33 protein-coding genes are annotated in these 25,409 nt (G+C 42.6%); all 33 read right to left on the bottom strand.

Annotated elements, in window-relative coordinates; translation table 11 throughout:
• Positions 1–55: 55 nt before the first annotated feature.
• The 33 genes from TERTU_RS08075 to TERTU_RS07905 all read right to left on the bottom strand — a co-directional run bounded on the left by TERTU_RS08075 (position 56) and on the right by TERTU_RS07905 (position 25,373).
• The gene (locus TERTU_RS08075; RefSeq protein ID WP_041590133.1) at positions 56–634 is read right to left on the bottom strand and encodes a hypothetical protein; all 579 of its coding nucleotides are present in this window, start codon (positions 632–634) and stop codon (positions 56–58) included.
• Positions 635–767: 133 nt separating this feature from the next.
• Entirely contained in the window at positions 768–1,610 is an 843-nt protein-coding gene (locus TERTU_RS21995) for an IS3 family transposase (RefSeq protein WP_228378316.1), read from the bottom strand.
• Positions 1,601–1,936 carry a transposase gene (locus tag TERTU_RS08065; protein WP_015818494.1) on the bottom strand — a complete coding sequence of 112 codons (336 nt, stop codon included), beginning with the start codon at positions 1,934–1,936 and terminating at the stop codon, positions 1,601–1,603. The genes TERTU_RS21995 and TERTU_RS08065 overlap by 10 nt, the downstream gene beginning before the upstream one ends.
• A gap of 511 nt (positions 1,937–2,447) precedes the next feature.
• The gene (locus tag TERTU_RS08060) at positions 2,448–2,792 is read right to left on the bottom strand and encodes a hypothetical protein (protein ID WP_041590132.1); all 345 of its coding nucleotides are present in this window, start codon (positions 2,790–2,792) and stop codon (positions 2,448–2,450) included.
• 136 nt (positions 2,793–2,928) lie between these two features.
• Positions 2,929–3,399 (bottom strand): GNAT family N-acetyltransferase, encoded by a 471-nt coding sequence (locus tag TERTU_RS08055; RefSeq protein ID WP_015820676.1) that lies wholly within the window; start codon positions 3,397–3,399, stop codon positions 2,929–2,931.
• Between the two features lie 214 nt (positions 3,400–3,613).
• Complete coding sequence (locus tag TERTU_RS08050; RefSeq protein WP_015820946.1) at positions 3,614–5,053, bottom strand: IS1182 family transposase; 1,440 nt, start codon at positions 5,051–5,053, stop codon at positions 3,614–3,616.
• A 208-nt stretch (positions 5,054–5,261) separates the two neighbouring features.
• The gene (locus TERTU_RS08045; RefSeq protein WP_041590131.1) at positions 5,262–5,636 is read right to left on the bottom strand and encodes a hypothetical protein; all 375 of its coding nucleotides are present in this window, start codon (positions 5,634–5,636) and stop codon (positions 5,262–5,264) included.
• Between the two features lie 524 nt (positions 5,637–6,160).
• A complete protein-coding gene (locus TERTU_RS08040; RefSeq protein WP_015818999.1) occupies positions 6,161–6,595 on the bottom strand; it encodes a DUF2513 domain-containing protein in 435 nt (144 codons plus the stop codon).
• Positions 6,596–6,724: 129 nt separating this feature from the next.
• On the bottom strand, positions 6,725–7,114 hold the full coding sequence (locus TERTU_RS08035; protein WP_041590130.1) for a hypothetical protein: 390 nt from the start codon (positions 7,112–7,114) through the stop codon (positions 6,725–6,727).
• Positions 7,115–7,211: 97 nt separating this feature from the next.
• Positions 7,212–7,655 (bottom strand): hypothetical protein, encoded by a 444-nt coding sequence (locus TERTU_RS08030; protein ID WP_041590129.1) that lies wholly within the window; start codon positions 7,653–7,655, stop codon positions 7,212–7,214.
• A 134-nt stretch (positions 7,656–7,789) separates the two neighbouring features.
• Complete coding sequence (locus tag TERTU_RS08025; protein ID WP_028876961.1) at positions 7,790–8,254, bottom strand: hypothetical protein; 465 nt, start codon at positions 8,252–8,254, stop codon at positions 7,790–7,792.
• A gap of 626 nt (positions 8,255–8,880) precedes the next feature.
• On the bottom strand, positions 8,881–9,252 hold the full coding sequence (locus TERTU_RS08020) for a hypothetical protein (RefSeq protein WP_041590128.1): 372 nt from the start codon (positions 9,250–9,252) through the stop codon (positions 8,881–8,883).
• Between the two features lie 602 nt (positions 9,253–9,854).
• Complete coding sequence (locus tag TERTU_RS08010; RefSeq protein WP_041590127.1) at positions 9,855–10,283, bottom strand: hypothetical protein; 429 nt, start codon at positions 10,281–10,283, stop codon at positions 9,855–9,857.
• Between the two features lie 103 nt (positions 10,284–10,386).
• Complete coding sequence (locus TERTU_RS21730; RefSeq protein ID WP_143876279.1) at positions 10,387–10,782, bottom strand: hypothetical protein; 396 nt, start codon at positions 10,780–10,782, stop codon at positions 10,387–10,389.
• Positions 10,783–10,930: 148 nt separating this feature from the next.
• The gene (locus TERTU_RS08000) at positions 10,931–11,341 is read right to left on the bottom strand and encodes a hypothetical protein (protein ID WP_028875987.1); all 411 of its coding nucleotides are present in this window, start codon (positions 11,339–11,341) and stop codon (positions 10,931–10,933) included.
• A gap of 163 nt (positions 11,342–11,504) precedes the next feature.
• Positions 11,505–11,846, bottom strand: a complete 342-nt coding sequence (locus TERTU_RS07995; RefSeq protein ID WP_041590125.1) for a hypothetical protein — start codon at positions 11,844–11,846, stop codon at positions 11,505–11,507.
• 127 nt (positions 11,847–11,973) lie between these two features.
• Positions 11,974–12,267, bottom strand: coding sequence for a hypothetical protein (locus TERTU_RS07990; RefSeq protein ID WP_041590124.1), 294 nt, complete (start codon positions 12,265–12,267; stop codon positions 11,974–11,976).
• Between the two features lie 129 nt (positions 12,268–12,396).
• Entirely contained in the window at positions 12,397–13,020 is a 624-nt protein-coding gene (locus tag TERTU_RS07985) for a hypothetical protein (protein ID WP_041590123.1), read from the bottom strand.
• Between the two features lie 84 nt (positions 13,021–13,104).
• Entirely contained in the window at positions 13,105–13,464 is a 360-nt protein-coding gene (locus tag TERTU_RS07980; protein WP_143876278.1) for a hypothetical protein, read from the bottom strand.
• 605 nt (positions 13,465–14,069) lie between these two features.
• Entirely contained in the window at positions 14,070–14,549 is a 480-nt protein-coding gene (locus tag TERTU_RS07975; RefSeq protein WP_041590121.1) for a hypothetical protein, read from the bottom strand.
• Between the two features lie 139 nt (positions 14,550–14,688).
• Positions 14,689–15,279, bottom strand: coding sequence for a hypothetical protein (locus TERTU_RS07970; RefSeq protein WP_041590120.1), 591 nt, complete (start codon positions 15,277–15,279; stop codon positions 14,689–14,691).
• A gap of 2,402 nt (positions 15,280–17,681) precedes the next feature.
• Positions 17,682–18,170, bottom strand: a complete 489-nt coding sequence (locus tag TERTU_RS07955; RefSeq protein ID WP_228378291.1) for a hypothetical protein — start codon at positions 18,168–18,170, stop codon at positions 17,682–17,684.
• Positions 18,171–18,283: 113 nt separating this feature from the next.
• Positions 18,284–19,126, bottom strand: a complete 843-nt coding sequence (locus TERTU_RS21990; RefSeq protein WP_228378316.1) for an IS3 family transposase — start codon at positions 19,124–19,126, stop codon at positions 18,284–18,286.
• Complete coding sequence (locus tag TERTU_RS07945) at positions 19,117–19,452, bottom strand: transposase (RefSeq protein ID WP_015818494.1); 336 nt, start codon at positions 19,450–19,452, stop codon at positions 19,117–19,119. The genes TERTU_RS21990 and TERTU_RS07945 overlap by 10 nt, the downstream gene beginning before the upstream one ends.
• 80 nt (positions 19,453–19,532) lie before the next feature.
• Positions 19,533–20,363, bottom strand: coding sequence for a TIR domain-containing protein (locus TERTU_RS07940; protein WP_015818018.1), 831 nt, complete (start codon positions 20,361–20,363; stop codon positions 19,533–19,535).
• A 130-nt stretch (positions 20,364–20,493) separates the two neighbouring features.
• The gene (locus tag TERTU_RS07935; RefSeq protein ID WP_015819153.1) at positions 20,494–20,886 is read right to left on the bottom strand and encodes a hypothetical protein; all 393 of its coding nucleotides are present in this window, start codon (positions 20,884–20,886) and stop codon (positions 20,494–20,496) included.
• Between the two features lie 135 nt (positions 20,887–21,021).
• Positions 21,022–21,528 (bottom strand): hypothetical protein, encoded by a 507-nt coding sequence (locus tag TERTU_RS07930; protein ID WP_041590118.1) that lies wholly within the window; start codon positions 21,526–21,528, stop codon positions 21,022–21,024.
• Entirely contained in the window at positions 21,525–22,370 is an 846-nt protein-coding gene (locus TERTU_RS07925; protein WP_015820639.1) for an alpha/beta hydrolase, read from the bottom strand. Before TERTU_RS07925 ends, TERTU_RS07930 begins: the two co-directional genes overlap by 4 nt.
• Before the next feature lie 117 nt (positions 22,371–22,487).
• Complete coding sequence (locus tag TERTU_RS07920) at positions 22,488–22,751, bottom strand: hypothetical protein (protein WP_041590117.1); 264 nt, start codon at positions 22,749–22,751, stop codon at positions 22,488–22,490.
• A gap of 230 nt (positions 22,752–22,981) precedes the next feature.
• Positions 22,982–23,188 (bottom strand): DUF1330 domain-containing protein, encoded by a 207-nt coding sequence (locus tag TERTU_RS07915; protein WP_015820945.1) that lies wholly within the window; start codon positions 23,186–23,188, stop codon positions 22,982–22,984.
• A 552-nt stretch (positions 23,189–23,740) separates the two neighbouring features.
• Positions 23,741–24,100 (bottom strand): DUF6980 family protein, encoded by a 360-nt coding sequence (locus TERTU_RS21265; RefSeq protein ID WP_080516697.1) that lies wholly within the window; start codon positions 24,098–24,100, stop codon positions 23,741–23,743.
• Between the two features lie 104 nt (positions 24,101–24,204).
• Entirely contained in the window at positions 24,205–25,047 is an 843-nt protein-coding gene (locus TERTU_RS21985; RefSeq protein WP_228378316.1) for an IS3 family transposase, read from the bottom strand.
• Positions 25,038–25,373 carry a transposase gene (locus tag TERTU_RS07905; RefSeq protein ID WP_015818494.1) on the bottom strand — a complete coding sequence of 112 codons (336 nt, stop codon included), beginning with the start codon at positions 25,371–25,373 and terminating at the stop codon, positions 25,038–25,040. Before TERTU_RS07905 ends, TERTU_RS21985 begins: the two co-directional genes overlap by 10 nt.
• Positions 25,374–25,409 lie beyond the last annotated feature (36 nt).

Raw genomic sequence — 25,409 nt, 5'->3', positions numbered from 1 at the left:
AGACACAAAACGAACGTAGCAGTATGTGTCAGGTGCAGCAACTTGTTAGGCATTTTTAGGAACCTCTCGTACCCGTAAAATTATGAAAGCCATTCATAATAATACGAAATACTTTTTCGAGCTGAGTAACATTAAAGCAAATAACATCTTTAAACGTTACATAATCTTCGTTACTTAACGACTTGTACAATTTTAAATGTTCTGATGAATCAGTGAGTGTTGACCCAAAATGCACGATGTGATTCCGAAGCCCAATTAATGCAAAGATAGTAATCCACGGCTCCTGACTCTCCGAAAGAGCCCGACCAAATGCCTTCTTTAAAAACTTAATTGAACGTTTTATTCCCCGATCTTTCAGATCGCTCGGCCTCCAAGGAGAGCCTTCTTTCTTTGCTAGCATTATGCAATATTCATCAAGGGCTTGTTCGAAGCAGGCAATAGCACTTACGAAGGTTGACCCATATAGGCTCTGCCTTGCGGCATTAATATTTCCAATTTTATCTACGTCTCCATCGGTGGAAGCAATTTTTTTATTGAAAATTTTCTCAGCCATTGTTATAGACTCGGACAAGTAAGCTAATTCTATTACCGAAAGAAACCTAGGAACTCCTATTGTAAATTCTTCTTGATTCATAGCTTTGCCTAACGCCTACAGCACCCGCCCACACAGTGGAGCTTGGTTTTGTGCAATATTGAGCGCAGCGAATGCACAAAAACAAGCGTAGCAGTGTGGGGGAACCTAACCCGCTTTTGCACACACCTGTTTGTTAAACCGCTATTCTACTCTCAAATTTAGCGGGTGATATATACCCAATCACCGAATGCGAACGCTCATGGTTGTAGTAGCGCATGTATTCGCTGATTATTCCCCTCAACTCATCTACCGTATTAAAAGCCTTCCTCTTAATTCTTTCTGTTTTAAAATCCTGAAAGAAAGACTCGATATGCGCATTGTCATTCATTTGCTTAACACCATTCATGCTTTGCTGTATGCCGTAGTGGTGTAGCTTTCTTCTAAATGATGTTGCGATATATTCTATCCCTTTGTCTGAATGCAGAATAACGTTTTTCGCGCCTTTGCGATTCCGCATTGCCCTCGCAAGGGTGTTGCTCGTCAATTCCGCTGTACGATTTTCTCCAAGAGACCAACTTATTATTCGACGACTGTAGCGATCCATGATGACCGATAGGTATTGCCAGCTTTCATCTGGCATGCGGATATAGGTCACGTCTGCTACCCAAAGCTGATTAATTCCCGTTGGGGTAAAATCCTTTATTCGGTTAGGGCTCGCTTTCTGAAATACATGCTGATAAGCCTTTGTCCTGTACATTCTGGCCTTTACAGCCTTTAGTCCGTGCTCCTGCATGAGCCTGGCCACCCTTTTCTGACCTACATTGACCCCCTGTTTGCGTAGCTCCTGCGTTATCTTCGGGCTTCCGTAGCATCCTTGGTGCTTTTGAAAAATACGGTTAATCAGTGAGTAGATCTCGCTATCTTCCCGCTTACGCCTACTCTCGCCCCTTCGTCGCCAACTGTTGTAACCGTGTCTGCTTACACCATACAACCTGCACATTAGCGCAATGCTGTGCTGCGACTTATTTAGGTCGATGAATTCAAAGATTTCTCTTTTTTTTGCAAAGAGTGCTGGATGGCTTTTTTTAAAAGGGCGTGCTCTTCTTGCAAGAGATTGTGCTCCCGCTCCAGCTTACGCAGCCTTTTCAACTCCGATTTAATATCTGGATCTATCTGTATATTTTTCTTTTTCACCCTAATCTGCCCTCGTCGCATTTCCATTCGCCAACGATATAGCATCACTTCATGAATATCGAGCGCTTCAGCAACATGGTTTGCTTGCACCCCAGGAATTTCCGTTAGCGCTACCGCTGTCGCCTTGAAATCGTCATCATATGAGTTGTAATGTTTTCTTCTGGCCATTTGTCACCTCCAACAAAGTTATATGGAGGTGTGTGCATTATCGGGTTAGGTTCCTGGGTCTGGTGGCTGTAATTGTTATAACAGCTTACGCGACAAGCCCTAACGATTGCGACCAAATGACTCTGCGACATATTTAAAATAACCACTCACTTTAAATGCGCGATGAGAACACCACGCAAAACCATCAATTATTTGTTAACGCCAAAACAACTGTGAGAAGAAAAACCGGTACCAATTAGCAGCTACCGCTCTCTCCGAGACTAGAACCACGTTAAAAACCCTTCAAGTTACAGCAAGTAAATCTCTAATTTGAGCCACCAAATCCCTAACTACCCGACAACGCTTAACCAAAACATAGCGCCTCGAATTTAACGTATTCGACGCTTTATAACGCCGCCAACAGCGGCAGATTACATGGAGTACCTTTTGTGAAACACTGAGCGCAGCGAACACAAAAGGTACGGAGTGTAAGCTGTCCAGCCCACGAAGTGGGCAGTGCTGATTGGCCTTGTTATGAGCATGAACCAAGTTTCGGGCACTCCACATAGCCGAGCTTGCCAAGAAGCGTGTATATACCTTTAGCAACTAAATAGTATAAAAGACTAAAAACGGCGAAAAATAAGGGAAAAGTAACAAACAATGCGCCTTCCATAAAGCTACCAGGCAAATCTCTTAACCCTGGAGTGTACGCAAAAGCTCCAACAGCAAGAGGAATAGACAAAATAGAAGTACCTAGACTTACGAGAACTCTAACAAACCAACGGACACTAGCCTCCCCCCTTTTCGCAATCCATGTACAAAAGAAGAAACCGAGCAAAAAATGGGTAAAAAGCATTAATACAACAAATATTTTCATGGCTCAATCTTCGATTTAGGAAAGCTCATAACGCCGCGCTCAGACGGCTGCGTTGCAGAGCATTGGGTTGTGGGAGAATGAGCGCAGCGAACCCACAACCCAAAGCGGCGCAATGCAGCTCGGCTGCAGCGCCTTGTTAGATATTTTTTCTCATTTTTATTGAGAGTTCATCATACCCCAATGAAAAATAAAATTGTTGTGCTTCAATATTAAACTTCATGACCTCAAGGCATATCTCTTCGCAGCCTTGCTCTTTTGCAAAGTTTTCAATTTTTTTCATCAATAATTTTCCTATGCCTGTTCGAATGTGCTTATTCGAAACCACAATGGTACCTATATGGCATTTTTTTCGATGATAGATAAAAGGCACAATGGTATTGAGAATACATTTAGCGCAAATAGCGCCTACGACTTTCCCTTCATATTCAGCTACGTATATTATTCCATCTGAATCATCAATATACGTTTTCCAATGCGGAGCATCCCTCATTCTCGAATCTGGTGGCTTGAAATCAATAGGCATACGTTCACAGTGCATATTATTAATTTCATTGGAAAGATCGCATATCTCTTCCATGTCTTTTAACGAAGCAACTCGAATAATCATTTTGCTCTTTCCATATCTAACGAGGCTGTCGAATAACACCGACATACGTATACCCCGCGGATAATTTTAGGCAACCGATATTTTTAAGCGGCTGCTAAAAAATATCGGTTGCGACGTTATTTGCGTTCATTTTTTAAAAAATAGTTACCCTTCATCGGGCATAGCTCCCATATTTTTGTATCTTTACCAAGTTATGTACCGCACAGAATAAATATCATTGTCCGGACACCTTTTTAAGGCTCCTCAAGCTAAACCAACGCAACCCCATTATGTGTTTCATATGCGCAAATACGGGTTCGACAATACCAATGCGATCCGAATAGATGGCTCTACCTTCGGGACTGTCCATTTTGCGTTTCATTCGATCAATGGCGCGACTGTTGTTTTTAGGGGTGTCTTTGCGGATACTCACCTGTCTGCCGCGGTCTTTGACCCCATTACGTAAACACTGGGCTTGCATCGCGCAGTTTTTACAGTCGTTGAGGTAACCTTCAAAGCGAATGTACTCGACGCCTTTGTTTTGATATCCAGAGGAGCAAAGCCAGAGTTCTTTTCCCGCTGGGCACCAACAGCGTTGTGCCTGCGGGTCATACTCGAAGTCACTCGATTGAAAGTATTTCTGTTTCCTTGCCTTCGGCTTTTTATCTTGGTGATCCACAAACCTCGCATCGCGTTTACGATAGAGGGTATCCGCAATATAGGCATCGACGCCTTTCTCTGCGCAATAGTCTAAATTCACCCCGCTATGAAACCCAGCATCTGCCAGCAGTTGGCAACCATCTAGCCTGTCGGATGCATGGAGTTTATCAATCATGGGTTGGAGCTTGGATTGTTCGCTATCACCAGTTACATCAGCATTGACAATGACCTGGTTCAGTTTATCGGTTGCGGCCAAACCGACGTACCCTTGTAAGGCACCACCGTTACCGGACATCATATTGGCGCTATCAGGGTCGGTGAGGTTGGTCTTACGAACTTTTCCGTTATGCCCCCGTTTATCCACCATATCACTGAGGGCGGTTTTTAGCTTTTTATTGATGCGTTTGAGTTTTTCTATCTGCTTTTCTTCTTTTTCACGCACCGGGGTGTTCACCACGCCCTCAGCATCTTCTTGACGATGCCGTGCCATCACCCGCCTTACCGCACGTTGAATTTTTTGATGTTTCTTCGTGAAGTCGGCCTTAGTTCCCGACCATTCCTTCGAGGCGTTTGAGGGAATTTTACAGCCATCCAATGCCAGTGTGTCACCACCAATCAGGCCCAGGTAGTCACACTGCAACACGATTTCTATAAATATGCCTTCAAGTCGTTGAGGGTTCTTTGAAACAAACGCGGCGATAGTGGAATGATCCGGGGTGAGAAAACCAGAGAGTGCCATGAACACTGTATTGTATCGGCACAAATGTTCGATTTTACGGCTGCTGGTTATTCCGCGATGATACGCAGAAAGTATGATCTTGAGGAGAGTTCCCGGGCTGTATGCAGAAGCGCCACCCGCATCGTTGTTAAAATCGCTTTCAAACGACGAGAGATCTAGCACATGATCGACAATCAAGCAGACTGTCGCCTCAAAGCTGCCCTCTGTTATTTGTTCCTCGGGAATAACAGCGAAAAATACCCCCTGTTTATCATTACCTTGTTTGTAATGCGCCATGCCAGACTCCGTTAAGCGGCGGTAGAGTCTATTTTAACCCTTTAGAAGCTTCTGTTCTGCAGGTTTTTGATGATTTTTTGAGTTTTTCGACAGCTTCAACGCCCCGTTAAGGGGCCGTAACGTAGTTGTTTATTTTGTGCTATTAAAGCACAAAATAAGCGACGCAGTGGAGGTCCCAGCCAGCCCCGCTGGCGCCTTGAACGGTTTGTTATACCTTTACCCCCAAAATTGCCCGCACAACAACCTGCGACAAAGCCACTGGAACAATATTAAAACCAACAATAAAGAAGCGCCTATACACGCGAACATTACGGTAATTATTGGGGTGATTTTGTTTTTGGATAAATATCTTATTTGCTTGCCAAATTGACGAGTCGCCGTGCCAAGACTTGATTCCATTTTTTAAGCAGTGCTGAAAATATTCGAATTTTTCTCTCGAGAAATTTAACCTGTAGCAAGTCTTTTGATATGAGATCGCGAAATTGTACGTAACATCAAGATTCACTTCGATATTACCATCTGGCAGCTCTGTGACTTTTAGCTGTGAGCCAGCATCTTCTACTTCGACAATGACTATATCCATGATTTAGGTATAACGCCGTGCGGCAGCGGCCGCAGTGGAGGAGCTTGTTTTTTGTGGTAGCGTAGCGTTTTGCCACGAAAAACAAGCTCCGAAACGCAGGTCCTGCTGGCTGACTTGGTTATAAAAGCTTACGCGACAAACCCAAATTATTGGGACCAAACGACCCTGCTCCATATTAAATACAACTACTCACTTTAAATGTGCGATGAGAACACCGCGCAAAACTACCAATTATGTACAAAACCCAAACGAATGCGAATAGAACGACCGGTACCAATTAGGATCTAACTCGCTCTCCGAGAGCCCGAACCACATTAAGAACCCTACAACTTCCAGCGAGTGAAGCCCCAATTTAAGCCTGCAAATCCCTAGCTACCCGATAGCGATTAACCAAAACATAGCGCTTCAAAGTTAACGTTTCCGACGCTTTCTAACGCTGTGGTAAGGGGCAAATTGAGCGAAGCTTAATTTGCCCCGCGCAGGCCCGTAGGGCCGGAGTGTACTTGACCACTTTGTTATATACCTTACTCCAATATCTCATCCAGCTTTTTCTTCATAAAGTGTTCAATCAATTTTTGACCGCCTTCAAATATTACCTTGAAGGGGGCATCTTTAAACTCGGTTTTTAGCTTCTGCAGAACCTCTTTATTATTTAGTGCACAGGCAAAATCATGACCCTTTTGCGTAAGGCGAATCGGGATTGAGATAATCGATCCCATCCCATCTATGGATTGGTGCATGCCGATTTCTTTAATATTTCTTGCGAGTCCACTTTTGGTTCCGATAAGTTCATTGTCGATAGCGATCTGCATATGAAAAACAAGCTTCTCGTCAAAGAATCCGGGCTCACCTTTTAGTGCTATACCGTTCTCTTCGAGCTCTGGAAGCTCAACGTGAGCTTTTTCAGACTCGAGAAAAACGTCAAGTATTTTAGCGATATACTCTAGATCTATTCTCATGTGCACGTCCTTTTTTGCATATAACGCCTTGCTCATTTGCGTAGCGGTTGTAGTGGATTTTTGTGCAACAATGAGCGTAGCGAATGCACAAGAAGGAGCGTAGACCGCTGCGTCAAATGGAGCAATTTGTTAAGCACAATTAATTAAAAACCACAAAACTAGCATGCCAACCGCACAAGTAAAAAGCAAAAAACGCAGAGCATTAACAAACGTAATTAACGAGCGAAATTCGGGATAAGACTCTAAATTGAGGTCCTCGCCTAACCGTTGCGCCTCATTTCTTATCAAATGTAACCCAGGGAGGCTGCTATGAGCGAGCCATGAACCAAAAAGACAAAGACCTATTGGAATGACAAGGGATATACCCATGTACTCTACATCTTGGTTTTTAATCACATAAGCTGACACTGCGCCTGATATTCCAAGGAAGAATATGCAAAGTTTTAGTGCAAGATCCCAATGAAATTTGTAAAGATCAATATATTGATTTAACTGTTTCCAATTCGCTTCTGTATCCATGTTTCTTACTCACACTCATAACGCTGCCATAATTTGCAGTTTTGGAGTGGAGACTTTTGTGCTATTTTTAAGCACAAAAGGCGTAACGGAAAAACTGTCAAATTGATGGCCTTGTTAAACCAGCCATAGTTGTATTTAAATGCTCAAACGCGGAATCTGCAAGCCAGCAAGACGAATTAGAACCGTTTACTTTTAATTTTATAAAACCAATGACTGGAATTCGAAATCGTGATATGGATAAAATATCTTCTAAGTTAATTGTTTTTGCAACGCCCCAAGTATTACGACAAACCACTTTTCCGTCATAAAATTTACATTTGTATACCCACTGTACAATCCCGGCCGCTAGAGCTGATAATACAACACCTATACCGAAAGGCTTCCAAGCTAAAGATAGCCAAACATCCAAATTTTCTGAAATTATACTAAATTTTGAATTATTAGTTATAAATAAAATGTATGAAAATCTTCCCAAGCCAATCACAATATAAAATACATAAAGAGCTGCAAATAATTTCATAAAAGAATGTTTAAAAATCATAGTTTATCCATATCCCGCTTAACGCCGCACATAAGCGGCATTTTGGCTGGATTGGAGTTTTGGGTAAAGTGGCGTAGCCACCCCAAAACGGAAAGGAAGCCAAAATGTCCCGGCTTAATTGCTTTGTTAGCACTTTACCACGACCATACTGCACCCATACCAATTGTGTCTACAGCAGAGGTGCATAGTTTATTTCTATACTTCCATGCAATCATAATAGTCTCGGGATCTATGAGCTGCTCCTTTTCAATAATCCTGGTGTCAATACTTGGTTTACCAATTTGAGCTTCTACTATTGGAACCCAAGAATAAGTTATTTCCTTGGCTTCGTTATAATCAGCAAATTGCTTGTATGAATAATTTAGCAATCCTTGCGCTCTACATGTATAGCGAAGATGAACTTGGTAACCTTTATATCGACCTTCAACTGAATAAAATATAAGATTATCTTCAAGTTCTAATTTCCCATTTTCAGATTCCTGAATTCGATTCTCAATCACTTTCACATCAGAACATTGATTATCTGGAGTTATCTCTACAAAGGGGTTTGCAATTACGTTAAACGGAACCAGCAAGGTTAAAGGAACAAGTTTCTTCATTATCTATTTACTTTTGTCGATGTATGGTGTGCTAACGCCCAGCACAGGGGCCGCAATGTAGGCGCGAAGCGCCGAAATGGAGGTCCAAGCCGCGCAGCGGCTGAGCCTGGTGCTCATTGTTATGCATTGCCCTGCCGATCACGACCAACCCCAACGAAACTACTTAAGAGCCTGCAAAATGACAGGCCCATTTTAAACCTACATACCAAAAAGACGCCGACATTCCCGACGATAAAGCACCTCAAACAAAGGCACAAACTACATTCCTAGCACACAACCAGGTGAAATAAAGTTGTCCTAATCACCTAGCAAGTTAACTATGAACTATTACAACTTTATTTGACCGATTGATTGGTACAAACTCTAACGAGGCTACCCCACTAACAACGCGACCGAAGGTGGCGTTACCCAACACTAAATATTGCATTCCACCAGTTCCGCAGCCATTTCAAAGCCAACTAGCCAGAGTTTCATTTAAAGGCTCAGCGACGTATAACGCCGCCATTTGCGGCAAATTTGGAATGGACCGTTTTGTGGTAGCGTAGCGTTAAACCACAAAAAAGGACCATGGAAAATTTGTCCAGCGCTTGCGCAGCAAGTGCGATGCAAGATGGCTTTGTTATGAGTTACCTTAATAATTCTTGCTCCATTTCTGATATGATTGGCTCATATATTTCTACTAATGGATAATTGATATTCGCATCTCTAAGGCGCTTAGCCTGAATTCTAAATTTCTCTATATTATACAAACTAAATTGTCGTTCGCTTTCAGCTAGAATATGAACATCATCCATGGACTCTGATTCATTCAGCTTTGTATACCACGCATAGCTAGTCGAAGCGCTCTCTTTTGCGCTGCGAAGTAAGCCCGTAGCATCTTCAAAGTCGCTTCGTACTTTCGTGTACGTATAACCATCTTTAATTCCCTCTCTATAACCTAGATACATACTAAGCAATATAGAAATAAGAAAACCTACTGTTAATAAAACTGACTTCACACTAAAAACTCATAACGCCGTTATAACCGGCCGGAGCTGTGTTGATTGTTTTGCGGTAGCGTAGCGTAAAACCGCAAAACAAGCGACGCAGCGGAGGTCCAGCCAGCTTGCTGGCGATGGTTAATAACCTTGTTATGCTTGACCTTAAGCATTGCCAACTTTGTATACGCCAGAACCATTATTAAACAAAAAACCCGTGCTAAACATATAAACTGTAATACCTATGAATAGCAATACAACAAAAAGGCCAAACCATGTATATGCCCGATAATAGCCAATTTTTGAATCCCCTTTGAATTTATAGTGGGCTAGAAACAAAGGTGAAACGACTAAAACCAGGCTTATACCAATATAAATGTGCGATAAGTAGTCTTCGTAGTAATACGGCACCCAAGATTCGTAAAAAATACTAAATGTAAAATACCATCCGATAAGAGCAGATATAATTACGCAAGTTGGTAGCAATATTTTTCTCATACTATTCTTGAGCATAACGCCTTGCTCACCCGCACATACGGCGGAGAGCGTTTTTGTGTAGAATTGGAGCGCAGCGACATGCACAAAAACGAGCGTAGCAGTATGTGTCAGCGTGGAGCAACTTGTTATGAGTTTTTTGGACCATGCTGTTTCTCTGGGAGTAACAACACCCCATTTTGAAGAACACCTACCATTACAAAGCCATCCTCTTTATTGTGGCTGGGTTCTTTAGACTGATACATGAACAAATACACCCAATGCCCTTTAAGACTTGCACACTCCCTTTGCATAAACATCACGGAAAAGAGTGATAGCTGTATTTTATATTTAGACGCCCATAAATTTGCAATTTTCGTTGCCTTCCCTACGGAAAGCGGTGGCTCTTCATTTCTCGGATCCCAGGTTGGCACTCCAACTAGCTCTTTCTGAGATGCATAGAAAACGTACTCTTCACCTTCATAATCCGTATACCCATAAAAAGGTAAATTTATACACGACGCCGAAAAACAGCATACCGGCATGCATAGCAATAAAAATATAAGAACTTTATTCATTGCGTACTCATAACGCCGCAATTACCGGCAGGAACGAAGTTGATTAAAGTGTGCTATTAAGCGCACTTTAAACGACGCAGTGGATGTCCGGTAGATTGCTTTGTTAAATGCCATTTCCACAATTCCTACTTATTGAATTGACGATGCCGCTTAGTGCATCTGCACCTTGAGTTTCTATACCTTCGGGCTTTTCTTCATAGCCCGAGAAAGATGCACTAACATCTATTTTGCCAGATGCATCGCTGATATTTAGATATGCAATACCATACTCTGTTTCTACTAAAAACTGCCTATATCTCGGTAATGGTTTACCCGTAAGGGTATACGATTGAGAAGGCAAAGTTGATACAACACCAATTACGCCGCTTACTTTATGAACAGCGCTACGAATGCAATTACTATCATATTTTTCTATCTTTGTTTCACGAATTACATTCCATGTATATGGAGGTATACAACCGGTCAAAAATATCATTGCGAAAATGGTTAAGCCTTTCATAATTTCCTCGAAGGCCGGCTGGGCATTTAACGCCTTGCTCATTTGCGTTTTGGCTGTAGTGGAGTTTTGGGATAAAGTTGCGAAGCAACCCCAAAACGGAGCGTAGGCCAAAACGTCAAATGGAGCAACTTGTTAGGGATAAGACGCACTAAAAAAGATTCTTGTATTTCGATACAGCTTGATTGATTTCTCTTACATGCTGACATAATTCAGGAGCCCCACATTCCATATTGTACGGGTTTTGTCTACGATAAGCCGCCGCACGTTTAAGATTATTAGTGACTCGCTCGATATCACAATTAGGCCAGAAGTAACGATGATACGTATTTAGATATATATCCGAATACCAGATTAGTTGGTTAAGCTCTATTTCTTTGATGTTTTTGAATTTTGAGTCAGGAAACCCTTCATTCAGCTCTTCTAATTCATACACCAACATGCCTAATTTGAAGGGCGCGTCCGCGTATTGATGAGACATTGCACCGAATCGGATTCCAATGATAAACATTACCATCGACAATACGGTTAAAATTAGTCCAAATTTAATTAAAGTTCTCATTGCTCATTCTTGCTTAACGCCGCGCAGCAGAGGCCGCAGTGCAGGCCTTTAATTTTGTGCAAGCGTAGCGACAAGCACAAAATTCAAAGGCCGGAACGGAGGTCCGCTGGCTGGCTTGGTTATGCACTTTATTTGATCTTCTGCGTTTTAATTATCTAATGTGCTAATTCTTTGAAATAAATGAATACACATTATTGCCTATTAATGTATAGCTATGACTTGCACTTTGGTTATAAAGCTTCTCGTCGTAGGAACAGAAAAAACCGCTTTCATCAATAGAATAAGAGTCCATCACAATGTACAATCCGTTTATATCCCTACGCACAACGAGTGGGTCTATCGCTATAAGCATCTCTGGCCATTGTGCTATATCTACTCCTCCAAACTCATAAATTTCCATTTTTCGACATATTTCAACTAGAGAGCTTAGATCAAATTCATTTTGATTCGGTAATTTAAAGCACGACACTAAAAATATTACTTCAAGCAATACGAACTTTTTCATCTACTTGTTTGCATAACGCCTTTGTAACAGGAAATTTTTGCGTAGTGAAGTTTTGCGAAAAAATGGCGTAGCCATCGCAAAACGGAGCGTAGCAAAAAATGTCCTGTTGACAAACTGGTTATGCATTTTATTTGCCACACGTTGAGGTGTCTACAAAATGAATTACGTTACCCACGATTACAACTGAGCTCATTGCAATTAATGGTATAGACTCAACTTTTAATAACTTTAGGCATGTCTTAATAAGTGCCTTATTCTCACAAACTTCCGGTATTTCTGTATTTTCTTCCAAAAATAATTTCTTTGTTTTTGCATTTTTGCAACCCCACGCGTACTCGTTGTTCTTAGTTCCCACTTTGTACGCACACCCATCTAGAAATAAAATTAAGATGCTAATAAATATAAAAACAGACTTTTTCATAAGAACTCCCCTACGGGCATAACGCCGCCAGAACGCGGCTGCTTTGTAGTTGATTGAATTATGGCAGTCTTTTTCGCCATAATTCAAGCGACGGAAAAGTAGCTCGCCGTTGCTGGCTTTGTTATACGCCTACCAAATATCGTGATAAACCCAAACACCTTCGTAAACTTTCCGCTGCATTTCTAGAGGTATATGTTCGATTGGAAACTCATCAATATCCCCAACCACATATCCCCAATGCTTCACTAGTGCACTGCCATAGAATACTGAAATATACCCCTCTCCTTTCTCTATTCTAGGAGCGATACCGCTTAAAGAAAGAGCTTTTAAATGCTTAGCACGAAGCAAATCAATAAGTTTCGAATGCGCATCTCGATCCAGCCAATCCAATTCCTCTGCACTGGCATCACTAACAAAATCCAGTAATTCCGCTCTAGAGAGTTCAGCCTTCACACGCTTATGCATTCCATCGACATAGCTTGGGATAGGTAGGTTGTAGACAGAAAATAGAGTCAGAATCATTCCGCCAATTACAGCTAAGTTGTATGAGGATTTAGTCTTCCGAAAAATCTTTATAATGACCACAACAGAGGAAAGTAAAAAAACAATAAGGGATATCAAACCTACGGGTAATACGCCCATTGGCAATGACCAATACTTATCAAAATTATACCCCTCAAAATAAGGGATCACCCTCATAATAACTAGAGAGATTGATGTAATGATTGCCGAGTATAGTAAGGTCTTGCTCATATCGATTGCGTATAACGCCGCAAGCAAAGGCGCGCGTTAGCGCGTCCAGCCCGCAGGGCGATTTTGCCTTGCCTTGTTATAGGTTTACCAATCAATTGCATAATGAGTTCGCCTAAAGTCACAATAATGTTTTCTAGCTGTTAAATACTTATGCTTTAAATCGTAGCTCTTACGGTCCCACTTTGTTGCATCAGTGACGACATAGGCTTCAAGCTCTTTTTTAGCTAGAAGCATTTCCTTTTGCAGTAAACCGCCATTTATTATATTTGTTGTATTTTCATTGACGTAATACTTAACCTCTTCACCTGACTTGTGTGCATCCAATCTTTTCTTTGACTCCGACACACTTTCTGGTGAGTAATCCTTGTCGCTAAAAGGAAAGCGCTCAGTGAACTTGAAGTACTCGTTCTCCTGTTGAGTGAATATGCAGAACCCATTGCTCATAGCATTGCAGCTTAGCGAAATTAAAAACACTGTGATCAAAGTGCGATACATGAAAGACCTATAACGCCGTGCAGCAGCGGCCGCAGTGGAGGAGCTTGTTTTTTTGTGGCAGCGTAGCGTTTGGCCACGAAAAACAAGCTCCGAAACGCAGGTCCTGCTGGCTGACTTGGTTATGAAAGCTTACGCGGCAAGCTCAAATTATTGGGACCAAACGACCCTGCAACATATTAAATACAGCTACTCACTTTAAATGTGCGATGAGAACACTGTGCAAAACTGCCAATTATTTTCAAAGCCCAAACGACCGCTAAAAGAACAACCGGTACCAATTGGAAGCTGGCTAGCTCTCCGAGGCCAGAACCACATTGAGAACCCTTCAATTTGCAGCAAGTACAGCTCTAACTTAAGCCACAAAACCCCTACTTACCCGACAACGATTAACCAAAACATAGCGCTTTAAAGTTAACGTTTCCGACGCTTTATAACGCCGCCAGCAGCGGCAGCTTGCATGGAGCACGTTTTGTGTAAAATGAGCGCAGCGATACACAAAACGTGCGGAGTGTAAGCTGTCCAACCCACGAAGTGGGTGTTGCTGACTGGCCTTGTTAAATTTTTCGCTCATTCCAATATTCGGGGTTTGAAAGCACTCTTTCTATGATTTCCGGGCTATGCTGCGCGGTAATTTGAGGAGGCTCATTGAAGTCGTGTTCTGAGTGCCAACCCTCTACTTCAAAAGGACCTTCATCTGCCGGAATGAAGTAGCCGTCGAGGTAAATGTAATCGCGCCCTACCTCTACATGCCCCATCATTCCTTTCATAAAATCGACCCATTCCTTCAGCTCCTTCTCACTCGGTTCTTTTTTACTATACCCATAGAGGTCTTCCCGAGCGATATCCTCCCAGCTCTTTTCAAGTTCGACGCCAGTAGCAAAAGTAAAAGCTTTCCTACATTTGGTACAAGAAAACAACCATCCACATCCACACCAAGGGCAGTCCAACTGACCGGGATCACCTACGAGTGATTCTCCACAAGTACAATGACTAATTAAATCGTCATTCTTTTTTACCAAGTAGATGATACTCAAGAAATACTCCTTACAAATTTAACGCCGTTATAACCGGCCGGAGCTGTGTTGGTTGTTTTGCGGTAGCGTAGCGTTAAACCGCAAAACGAGCAACGCAGCGGAGGTCCAGCCAGCTTGCTGGCGATGGTTAATATCCTTGTTAGGCATTTTGACCTCGATGATTAGACATACCCCACAAGCGAAAGACAATACCAATATAAGCAATAGTCATGATGCTATGAACTAGAGGCTTTTCCCAAAACGTACCGATGATGATTGAAACTATAGGTATTACCGCAAAAACCATGGCGACCACTTTCAAACCTATTGGCGAAATAAACTTTGATCTACTTTTTGGACTCACAAATAGCAAGCGAAGAGACAGATAAAATACCCAAAGGCTACCCGCTAAAAATAAGCTGCTCAGCGATACAGTGATAACTGTAGGAGGTACATTTGGAGCAATTAACAATTTGGCAGACCCAATAACACATATAAACGTGAACGGTGTAAATATTAACCCCAATGGTATTGTTACCCATCTCGGGAGCGGTTTTGGTTCTATTTTTTCGTACAGTGCCATGCTATGCCTAACGCCCAGCACAGGGGCCGTAATGTAGGCGCGAAGCGCCGAAATGGAGGTCCAAGCCGCGCAGCGGCTGAACCTGATGCTGATTGTTATGCATTGCCCTGCCGAATGCAACCAACCCCAACGAAACTGCTTAAGAGCCTGCAAAATGACAGCACCCATTTTAAAACCAAATACTAAAACGACGCCGACATTCCCGACGATAAAGCACCTCAAACAAAGGCACACACCGCTTACCTTGCACACAACCAGGTTAAATAAAGTTGCCAGGATTAACCAACGATCAAGCTAAAAACGGATGCAACTTTATTTGACCGCTTAATTGGTGCATACATTTACAGAGCCACCCCACTACCAATGCGACCGAAGGTGGCGTTACCCAAAACTAAATATTCCGTACCACCGGTTTCGTAGCCCTCTCAATGCCAACTAGCCAGAGTTTCATTTAAAGGCTCAGCGACGCATAACGCCGCTATAACCTGCACTGCGTGTGGAGCGGCTTTTTGGTGTATTGTGGCGCAGCCACACCAAAAAGAAGCGTAGCATGCGGTGTCAGGTTAATAGCCTTGTTATGCGTTTACACGAAGAGCTCGAAAGCTATACCCAGAACAATTATTAATGCTGGAACTGCAATTGCAGCCCCCATAAACCTGTGTGCCCAATTGGCTGGAATCGACTCCCCCGGCACAGCAGGATACACATAACCCCATTTGAGAACGGTGCGCCTTAATAGGAAAAATACCAAGCAAAGGCCTATCACGGAAAACGCCAACGCCTTAACATTAAACAAGAGCACAAAAACTACGGGAGTCATGACACTTGTAAACCCGCATGCGGCAGCATACCCTTCCAACAAACCATCCCATTTCAGGGCTTTCCCACATTCCGGGCAAGTACCTATCATTCTCTTATTTTCAGCGCGAGGCAACTCACACTCGAAATGCTTTTTACATTTACTACAAATCATGACTTACGCATAACGCCCAGCACAGGGGCCGTAATGTAGGCGCGAAGCGCCGAAATGGAGGTCCAAGCCGCGTAGCGGCTGTGCCTGATGCTGATTGTTATGCATTGCCCTGCCGAACACAACCAACCCCAACGAAACTGCTTAAGAGCCTGAAAAATGACAATGCCCATTTTAAACCTACACACTAAAACGACACCGACATTCCCGTCGATTAGGCAACTCAAACAAAGGCACAAACTACACACCTTGCACAAAACCAGGTGAAATAAAGTTGCCCTAACCACCTAGCAATTTAACCACAAACTAATACAACTTTATTTGACCGCTTGATTGGTACAGCCCTTAACGAAGCTGCCCAACTAACAACGCGACCGAAGGTGGCGGTACTCAACACTAAATATTGCGCTCCACCGGTTTCGCAGCTTTCTCAAAGCCAACTAGCCAGAGTTTCATTTAAAGGCTCAGCGACGTATAACGCCCAGCACAGGGGCCGCAATGTAGGCGCGAAGCGCCGAAATGGAGGTCCAAGCCGCGCAGCGGCTGAGCCTGGTGCTGATTGTTATGCATTGCTCTGCCGACCACGACCAACTCCAACGAAACTACTTAAGAGCCTACAAAATGACAAGCCCATTTAAAACCTACAGACTAAAACGACGCCGACATTCCGACTATTAAGCACCTCAAACAAAGGCACACACTGCATACCTTGCACAAAACTAGGTGAAATAAAGTTGCCCTAACCACCCATCAATTTAACTACAAACTAATACAACTTTATTTGACCGTTTGATTGGCGCATACACTAACAAAGCCACCCTACTAACAACGCGACAGAAGGTGGCGTTACTCAACACTAAATATTACGTACCACCGGTTTTGCAGCTTTCTAAAATACCTACTAGCCAGAGTTTCATTTAAAGGCTCAGCGACGTATAACGCCTTGGTAACCGGCAGACGAAGTGGCGGTGCTTTTGTGCGAGAATGAGCGAAGCGAATGCACAAAAGCAACGACGCTTTGGCTGTCCAGCGGTGCCAAAGGCACCGCGACGGTTCACCAACTTGTTATGTTTTTGTGAAGTTCCCGCAGCTAGCACACCTAGAACCATGCTTATAGAAAAACAAAGGGAAGCCAAGCAACAAAAAAACCAAAAATGCAGGCCTTTTTCCCTTTGTATAGGGCTCCAACACCCCACCACAAATAGAACACGCTCTATTCTCTTCATTACCAACCTCAGATTCTACTAGAGAAGAATAGTCTGTACTCAATACCTCTTTCGCCGCACCTAAGTTTTTGAGATGAACCTGGACGCGGACACCACCCATTGCATTTGAATACAACCACTGCATGTTTATTGTATGTGCATCCGCAACATACGCAGGTATGCCTTCCGACTCAAGAGTAGCCCGAGCTATTTCGGCTTCGTGCGGAAAGGAAAACGTCCCCGCTGTAACTAGTGAATTCTCGCTCATACTCGATTAAACATAACGCCCTGCAGAAGGGGCCGCAGTGGAGCTGTTTGCTTTTGCAGTAGCGTAGCGACCACTGCTAAAACAAACAGCGGAACGGAGGTCCCGCTTGCTGAGTTGGTTATGTTTTTTACCTCTCGAAGTACTTAAGTGCAAGCTTGAACCTTCTCTCATTATTTTTGAATTCCTGGGTCTTATGCTTTACAACCGCAGGATCAATCGGCTTGCCGTTGACTTCTGTGTCTTTCAGACCCTGCTCCCAGTTGCGCTTATACGGATAGTATTCCACTCCGTCTTTAACTCTGGGTGAATTCAATCTGTACTGAGCTATATCCTTAAACATGCGAATACTAGACTTTTCGAGACTATAGTAACCTGGAATAAAAGGCATTCGCTCTTCTAGATACCACCCAAAATGGATAAGTAATTCATCTACTTCTAATTCAGACTTATCTTTTTCCTCACCACCAAATCTATCGTAGCGGTGTAATGCAAGATCATGAGCTTTCACCCCAAGATAATTTAGTTGCTTTTGCTGCATCCCCACAGTTACTCCATACCAATAAGAACCAGCTGATGCTAGAAATGCAACTAATGTAAGTGATAGAAGTGTTTTCATATTTCCTTAAACATAACGCCGCAATAACCGAGCGGAGCATTGCGTGGTAAAGTGAGCGGAGCGAACCACGCAATGCGGAGGGAACCTAACCCGCTTTTGCACACACCTGTTTGTTAAACCGCTATTCTACTCTCAAATTTAGCGGGTGATATATACCCAATCACCGAATGCGAACGCTCATGGTTGTAGTAGCGCATGTATTCGCTGATTATTCCCCTCAACTCATCTACCGTATTAAAAGCCTTCCTCTTAATTCTTTCTGTTTTAAAATCCTGAAAGAAAGACTCGATATGCGCATTGTCATTCATTTGCTTAACACCATTCATGCTTTGCTGTATGCCGTAGTGGTGTAGCTTTCTTCTAAATGATGTTGCGATATATTCTATCCCTTTGTCTGAATGCAGAATAACGTTTTTCGCGCCTTTGCGATTCCGCATTGCCCTCGCAAGGGTGTTGCTCGTCAATTCCGCTGTACGATTTTCTCCAAGAGACCAACTTATTATTCGACGACTGTAGCGATCCATGATGACCGATAGGTATTGCCAGCTTTCATCTGGCATGCGGATATAGGTCACGTCTGCTACCCAAAGCTGATTAATTCCCGTTGGGGTAAAATCCTTTATTCGGTTAGGGCTCGCTTTCTGAAATACATGCTGATAAGCCTTTGTCCTGTACATTCTGGCCTTTACAGCCTTTAGTCCGTGCTCCTGCATGAGCCTGGCCACCCTTTTCTGACCTACATTGACCCCCTGTTTGCGTAGCTCCTGCGTTATCTTCGGGCTTCCGTAGCATCCTTGGTGCTTTTGAAAAATACGGTTAATCAGTGAGTAGATCTCGCTATCTTCCCGCTTACGCCTACTCTCGCCCCTTCGTCGCCAACTGTTGTAACCGTGTCTGCTTACACCATACAACCTGCACATTAGCGCAATGCTGTGCTGCGACTTATTTAGGTCGATGAATTCAAAGATTTCTCTTTTTTTTGCAAAGAGTGCTGGATGGCTTTTTTTAAAAGGGCGTGCTCTTCTTGCAAGAGATTGTGCTCCCGCTCCAGCTTACGCAGCCTTTTCAACTCCGATTTAATATCTGGATCTATCTGTATATTTTTCTTTTTCACCCTAATCTGCCCTCGTCGCATTTCCATTCGCCAACGATATAGCATCACTTCATGAATATCGAGCGCTTCAGCAACATGGTTTGCTTGCACCCCAGGAATTTCCGTTAGCGCTACCGCTGTCGCCTTGAAATCGTCATCATATGAGTTGTAATGTTTTCTTCTGGCCATTTGTCACCTCCAACAAAGTTATATGGAGGTGTGTGCATTATCGGGTTAGGTTCCGCGTCCGGTTGATTGCTTTGTTAGCACTAGAACGGGATGTCATCATCAAAGCTTTCCGGCGGCGCGGGTGCTTTTGGTTGCAGCGCGTCTTCATTTTTAAGCAACTCATCAATCCCCATTTCTGTAATAGAATATGCATAGAAATCGTATCCATCCTGGTGATCTGTTTCTACAGTTTTACTTAGGTAGCCCATTCGCTCTAGCTTAATAAGTGAAATTTGCAATGCTGCTTCATTTGCGCCACGAAATGAGTTTGAAATACGGTGAAATGGCAACCCAACAGGATCGGCAGTATGGCTTTGCAAGCAAGCAGCAAGAAAACGATAGTCTTGCTCTTTAAGTTCATAAGTCGTGGGATTAACCATAATCTTTTTAGATTCAGAAAGCGCAGCGTGATTGATTATCCCTAATCTTTCAACTTCGGATTTAATGAGAGAGCAAGCTCTATTAGTTGCCGAAACTAAATCACCATCAGACCTACCCGCATCGTAATCTGCTGGTGTAACTCCTAGCAAATCAGTTGGCAAATGCATTTCAATTCCACGGGGCTTTAATATAAATGAACGGGACTTTCCAATGGCACCAACAAATAGGCCCATTTCAAAAATTACATTATCTCTTACGACATGCTCTTTTCTGCTTCTTATTTCCGATATGTCATCAGGAGCAAATATGAACAAAGCGAAATCAACAAATGAAGACTTTTCAACCAGATCATCAATTGTTGAAGACGAAAGTTTAAATGTTCCGTTTTTCCAGACTGTGATTTCAAACTCATGATCTAGATTTACGTTCACAGCTTCTGCAATCGCCAGACTTTCAGAAGAGGAAGCTATAAACAGTCTTGGTTTTCTCAATTCGTAGTCTCCTTGTTCATTTGAGTGCTAACGCCGCTATAAATTGCGGCTTTGAAGTTGGTTGCTTTGTGGTAGCGTAGCGTAAAGCCACAAAACAACCGACGGAAAAGCCGTCAATTTGATAGCTTTGTTAACTGCTTAACTTGGTTGCACTTTTAACCTCCAAGATGAAAGCATTTGCGGTTATGAACCACTCGTACCACGGCACAGTTTGTTTAAAGCCATCGAATGAAAACACACCATCCTCAAAATGTGCATGCATGATTTCATCCAATGGGAACTCTGGCTCTGGGTGATCCTTTGCTGCCTTATCATCGTCCCAATACGTAGCTCGTTCTTCGGTTACTCCGAGAATTTCTAGTATTGCTTTTTCAACTCTCCAGTCTTGACCTTCAGAATCTGGATGCTCTTTAGATATAAAAGCGCCTTTTATATCTAAAATCACAGAGTCAGATTGACGTTCAATCTTTTCAATTGATGCGTCATGAAACCCTATCTTGTCAAAATCGGTACTCAATTTCATAGGCAGTTAACGCCCGCTTCAGCTGCGCCGAAACCGGAGTGTTTTTGTGTTAATGTTTGAGCGCAGCGAGTAACACAAAAATACGGAGGTTTTGACGTCAGACTGGAAGCGTTTGTTAAGCTTTTCAATTCTTAGCTACCTTATTTGCAGTACTAGTACGATAGCAGCAGCCAAACCAACTAATGCTCTAATTGTTTTTTCTATATTTTCAATTCTCTCTGGAGTATTAGCATTTGATGCAACAGTTACTATGCTTTTTAAAATAGGGCTGCTATGTGACAGTAAAAATATGCTACCTATAGTCGCCACAAACACGAATCCAGAAAGTATTTCAAATGCTGGATGATTTGTGGTGATTCCAGAAAAGCAGAAATTATTGGTTTGATCTAGCAAAAACATGAATGTGGCAACTGAAAAAAAACTTATTGTCGTTATAGTTGACGAGGCTAGCAATACTTTCTTACTAGATCCTTTTGTAGCATCCAAGGTTATTCCAGCCCCAACAATCATTATTAACCACCACAATATTGGGTTTCTAAATAAGCTAACGTCTTTGCAGTAATCCGATTGAGCCTCTACTAGTGCGCCTAACACTGCTAGAATGCAAGCTACACCCAATCGACCAATTTCTTCGTTTTTCATAGTAATGGCACTATTAATTCTTCAAGTTTTTTCATTCTAGTTGATATTTGGTCTGCTTTTTCCTCAAAAGGATGAGCCAAACCTGGCTGGACCACATGTTTTCCACCGCAATCAGTTGCAGCTTCCATTAGTTCACCCAAGAGACCGCCGGTGTAAAAGCGATCTTTATCATTCGCTTGAACAATTAAACTCCCGCACACGTTTGGTAGTTTTTCAACTGGATCATAATTCTTTGAGCACTCTACTACATAGCTTGCTCTTGAAATTACGGAGTCAAAAAAAACCAAATCGTATAACGAATAATCACTTATAACATTTGAGGCAATTACACCTCCGTATGAAGTTGCATAAATAATACGCTTAGAGTAATTCGAGTTCAGCCAATCAAGAATCTCAGAATAATCCTGAAGCATCGCCCAAATTCGTCTCTTGCCCTGTGATTTTTTATACCCTCTGAAGTCAAAAGCATAAACGTCAATACCTTTATCCCGAAACCTCTCAAATTCTTGAATTAGCCTTCCCGCAGGAAATCCATTACCCTGGATCAGTAGAATATATGTATTTGTTTTTGTTTCTGATGAGAGCTTAATTCCGCTAAGCTCGACTCCATCAGAGGTCTTATACTTTAGTTTCTCTCCGCCGCGTAATTTTGAAACTTTTTTATAGGGTGTTAATCCTGCAGCAACACTCAAAGCCCAAAACAACGTTTTTTCATTGTTGCAAGTTTGAAGTTCACGCTCTTTCTTATGGTCAACAACCAAAATTTCACTTCCGTAGGCTTTGGATATTAGAGAAATAGATATAAATATTACAAAGATTATATTTTTAATATTATTGATCATAGTTCACGCCCTTGATTCCGTAGGCCTAACGCCCTGCAGCAGCGGCCGGAACGGAGGTCCGACTGGCTGAGTTGGTTATGTGTTTGACCGCAAAAGAAAACCATATTGCCAGCTAATTTACTCACCTTCCCAATCATCATACCGCGAAGCGGACTCTAAATGGTTACTACCGTCTCTACCACATTGAGCATTACTTAGCTCTTTGATTCTATTACGCACATGAATTGGGCCAATTATTGGTAGACACCACATATACGCCACATCTAGAACAAATAAGCTATGAATCTTAGGTGCCAAATCAATATACTCTTTGGTATAAAAAGCACAAATCATCCAATTTGCAAAGAGAATGGAAGCAATCAGAACAATCAAATTTTCCATTTTTATTCCTTGCCTAAACGGCTACACATAACGCCCCGCTCACCCGCGCATACAGCGGAGAGCGTTTTTGTGTAAAGTGGCGCGCAGCGACACACAAAAACGAGCGTAGCAGTATGTGTCGGCGTGCAGCGGTTTGTTATGCATTTACTGGATACCCCCCTCTACCAATATTAATTGACTATTTGTTGTTTTGTGGCGCAATGAAAATAGCTCTTGCGCTTCTGGATCAGCTAAGAATTTTTAGCTTTTTCTGTTGAAGGAAATTCCAAAATCACTAACCGTTCTGGACTCCAATTGCCTTCCATTTTTTCAGGAACAACTCCTTGGACGATATACCTACCACCATGCTTATCTATAAACGTTGGAATTTTCTCGGCATACTCCAAGAAACCTTCTAGCACTTTGATGGATAAGTCTAATACCAAATACCCTTTCATTTACGTTTACTCCGTATTTTTTCGATGCATAACGCCTACAGCACCTGCCCGCACAGTGGAGCTTGGTTTTGTGTAATAATGAGCGCAGCGAATGCACAAAAACAAGCGTAGCAGTGTGGGTCTGGTGGCTGTAATTGTTATAACAGCTTACGCGACAAGCCCAAATTATTGAGACCAAACGACCCTGCGACAGATTAAAAACTACTACTCACTTTAAATGTGCGATGAGAACACCGCGCAAAATTGCCAATTATTTTCAAAGCCCGAACGACAGCGAAGAGAACAACCGGCACCAATTAGCAGATGACTCGCTCTCCGAGGCCAGAACTACATTAGGAACCCTACAACTTGCAGCAAGTAAAGCTCCAATTTGAGCCACCAAATCCCTAGCTAACCGACAGCGATTAACCAAAACATAGCGCCTCAAAGTTAACTTATTCGACGCTTTATAACGTCGTCAACACGGGCCGAATTGTGCGAAGCACAATTCGGCCCGAGCCGTTTTACGGCGGTTGTGGTTGGCCTTGTTATGCCTTGTTTCAATTTGGTAGTTCATTTGATTTTTATACCGCACCAAGGACAATTTTCAACTTTTATCATAGAACTACCACCATCCCGAATTGGGATTCCATACCCATGCGATGTTTTTACTAAAACAATGTCAGGATCATCCCAAGGATCGATATTATCTGCTAAACCTGCAGTGACATGATACGCAATATGTACACAGGGAAAATTCTTACTACTAAACCCTCGTTTTTCTATACTTATATTTAAATCCCACTCATAACACTCTCCGCAAGAATCCAAATGATTCAAAAACAATTCATACTCTTCCGACTCACTTAGTTCTCTTGTTAGTGGAAATTGAGAATATTTTTTATGTTTTTTCTTAAATTCTAAACATTCCATAAAACTTTATCCGTTGCAAGCATAACGCCTCAACAACCGACGCAGCTTTGCTGTGTCCGGCGCCGTAGGCGGGAACCTAACCCGCTTTTGCACACACCTGTTTGTTAAACCGCTATTCTACTCTCAAATTTAGCGGGTGATATATACCCAATCACCGAATGCGAACGCTCATGGTTGTAGTAGCGCATGTATTCGCTGATTATTCCCCTCAACTCATCTACCGTATTAAAAGCCTTCCTCTTAATTCTTTCTGTTTTAAAATCCTGAAAGAAAGACTCGATATGCGCATTGTCATTCATTTGCTTAACACCATTCATGCTTTGCTGTATGCCGTAGTGGTGTAGCTTTCTTCTAAATGATGTTGCGATATATTCTATCCCTTTGTCTGAATGCAGAATAACGTTTTTCGCGCCTTTGCGATTCCGCATTGCCCTCGCAAGGGTGTTGCTCGTCAATTCCGCTGTACGATTTTCTCCAAGAGACCAACTTATTATTCGACGACTGTAGCGATCCATGATGACCGATAGGTATTGCCAGCTTTCATCTGGCATGCGGATATAGGTCACGTCTGCTACCCAAAGCTGATTAATTCCCGTTGGGGTAAAATCCTTTATTCGGTTAGGGCTCGCTTTCTGAAATACATGCTGATAAGCCTTTGTCCTGTACATTCTGGCCTTTACAGCCTTTAGTCCGTGCTCCTGCATGAGCCTGGCCACCCTTTTCTGACCTACATTGACCCCCTGTTTGCGTAGCTCCTGCGTTATCTTCGGGCTTCCGTAGCATCCTTGGTGCTTTTGAAAAATACGGTTAATCAGTGAGTAGATCTCGCTATCTTCCCGCTTACGCCTACTCTCGCCCCTTCGTCGCCAACTGTTGTAACCGTGTCTGCTTACACCATACAACCTGCACATTAGCGCAATGCTGTGCTGCGACTTATTTAGGTCGATGAATTCAAAGATTTCTCTTTTTTTTGCAAAGAGTGCTGGATGGCTTTTTTTAAAAGGGCGTGCTCTTCTTGCAAGAGATTGTGCTCCCGCTCCAGCTTACGCAGCCTTTTCAACTCCGATTTAATATCTGGATCTATCTGTATATTTTTCTTTTTCACCCTAATCTGCCCTCGTCGCATTTCCATTCGCCAACGATATAGCATCACTTCATGAATATCGAGCGCTTCAGCAACATGGTTTGCTTGCACCCCAGGAATTTCCGTTAGCGCTACCGCTGTCGCCTTGAAATCGTCATCATATGAGTTGTAATGTTTTCTTCTGGCCATTTGTCACCTCCAACAAAGTTATATGGAGGTGTGTGC

It is taken from the genome of Teredinibacter turnerae T7901, from assembly GCF_000023025.1.
Taxonomy (GTDB): Bacteria; Pseudomonadota; Gammaproteobacteria; order Pseudomonadales; family Cellvibrionaceae; genus Teredinibacter; species Teredinibacter turnerae_B.
Note: the sequence above shows the minus strand (reverse complement) of the source record. Positions and strands in the feature narration are given on the sequence as shown.